At 39.7% G+C, this 1,902-nt stretch carries 2 protein-coding genes; both read left to right on the top strand.

Annotated elements, in window-relative coordinates:
* Positions 1–51: 51 nt before the first annotated feature.
* Complete coding sequence (locus AC1DTM_RS24560) at positions 52–1,281, top strand: FAD-dependent oxidoreductase (protein WP_477001106.1); 1,230 nt, start codon at positions 52–54, stop codon at positions 1,279–1,281.
* Positions 1,282–1,336: 55 nt separating this feature from the next.
* The gene (locus tag AC1DTM_RS24555; protein WP_016105249.1) at positions 1,337–1,894 is read left to right on the top strand and encodes a hypothetical protein; all 558 of its coding nucleotides are present in this window, start codon (positions 1,337–1,339) and stop codon (positions 1,892–1,894) included.
* Positions 1,895–1,902 lie beyond the last annotated feature (8 nt).

Below are 1,902 nucleotides of genomic sequence, written 5' to 3'. Positions count from 1 at the left end.
GAACAGGCAAGGATATCATAATGGGAAATTGTTAATAAAGGGGAGATATTGATGGGAAAAGAAAAAAAATATGATGCCATTGTTGTTGGTGCGGGCCCAGTAGGACTTGTAGCAGGACTTGCATTACAAAAGAAGGGGATATCAACTTTAGTAATAGAGGCAGATTCATTCGGGAGACCACGCCCAGGAAGTAGAGCAATCTATTTGCATAGTGCTTCGTTAAAACTACTGGAGGAGACTTCAGAAGGCCTTGGCTTCACACTTGCTCATAACGGAATTATTTGGCCTGTAAAACGAACGTTTTATAAAGGGAAAGAAGTATATGTACGAAATTACGGTAAGGATGAAAGCCTTAATTATAACCGATTGCCTCATTTCACAGCTCTTCATCAAGATGAGATCGAAAAGCATATGTATGAGGCATGTATAAAAGCAGGCGTTGAATTCCTTTGGGATGCTCCAGTTAAAAAGTTACACATTACAGACTCTGGAGTAGAACTTACAATCACAAATGACGAAATCTTAAAGGCGCAGTATGTAATTGGATGTGATGGAGCACGTTCAATCGTAAGAGAGCAAGCGGGATTAACGTTTGAAGGCCCACGCACGGCAGATACTTTTATCGTCGTGGATGCAAAAGAAGATGAAACAGATCCACTTCCTTTAGAAAGAATATTCCATTACCAGCATCCAGCAATGGAAGGAAGAAATGTAATGTTTGTTCCGTTTAAAGGTGGATGGCGTATTGATTTACAACTACTTGAGTCAGATAATCCAGATGATTATACAAATATTGAAAGTGCTAAGAAATGGTTGCCAAAAGTAATGGATGCTAAGTACGCTGAGAGGATTACGTGGGTGTCTTCCTACCGTTTCCATCAAGTAGTGGCAAATTCATTTACTGACGAAAAACGTCGTGTTCTTCTAGCTGGAGAAGCAGCACACTTATTCGCCCCAGTCGGAGCACGTGGATTAAATTCTGGAATTCCAGATGCTGTTCTTGCTGCGAGAGGTATTGAGAAAGCACTACAATCTCATTCTGAAGAAGAGCGGGTATACGCGATTGAAGCAGCTGCAAACGAACGCCGAATTGCAGCGAAGTGGAACCGTGATGCTTCAACTACTGCGCTTCATCACCTTCAGGGGAATTCTCCTGAAATGAACATGAAACGCGACATTGCAGCCTCAATGGTATCTATCGTTCCAAGGCTTGGAAGATGGCTTGATGAGGGACCATACGGACCAAAATTTGGACCTCCTGAACTGACAACGAAATATTAAAATTATAAAAATACTTAGATGAGTAACGTGAACAAGATGAAAGGAGCGATAAGAAATGGTTTTGTCTCAATTCATGAATGAAGAAAAGTATGGTTCTCATGCCCGTTCTACAAATGGAATGATTGAGCGGTTAATGACGATGAACTGGTATAGGAATATTGGACAGCAAAATCTAGAAGCCGAGAAGAAAATAGATCAATTTATGAGTTCTCTAAACGTTAGTGAATATGAAATCAAATGGATTTCAAGAAAACAATTACATGAGACCATTGGGCGGATTTCATTTGAAGGTAACACTTTATGGGGGGCACTAGCAGAAGTGCCAGATCAATTGAAAGAAAAAATTGTACGCGCTGGTAACGAAAAACTTCTTGTAGATGTAGTAGATAAAGTACCAGAAGCAATCTTTCATGGTGTTTATAAACAAGCGTTCGAAATTTTAGGAGAGGAAAAAATAGTGAAATTTCTCGTTGGGCATGCGATGTACGTAAGTGTTCTTGCATGTGCTGCTGAATTAGCTGAAGAAAAAAATGTATTTCTCCCAATTATAGAGTTAATAGAAATGGGACATGTACCACTTGGTCCAGAAGGAAATGCTTTTTATCTTTTATAACAAAGAGT

Source organism: Bacillus sp. P4_D3 (genome assembly GCF_056401855.1).
The sequence above is the reverse complement of the archived record's forward strand: the minus strand, read 5'-3'. Positions and strand labels throughout refer to the sequence as shown.

Excerpts from the sequence above, each read along its gene's own strand:
- AC1DTM_RS24560 (WP_477001106.1), top strand. The coding sequence starts at position 52 with ATGGGAAAAGAAAAAAAATATGATGCCATTGTTGTTGGTGCGGGCCCA.
- AC1DTM_RS24555 (WP_016105249.1), top strand. The coding sequence starts at position 1,337 with ATGGTTTTGTCTCAATTCATGAATGAAGAAAAGTATGGTTCTCATGCC.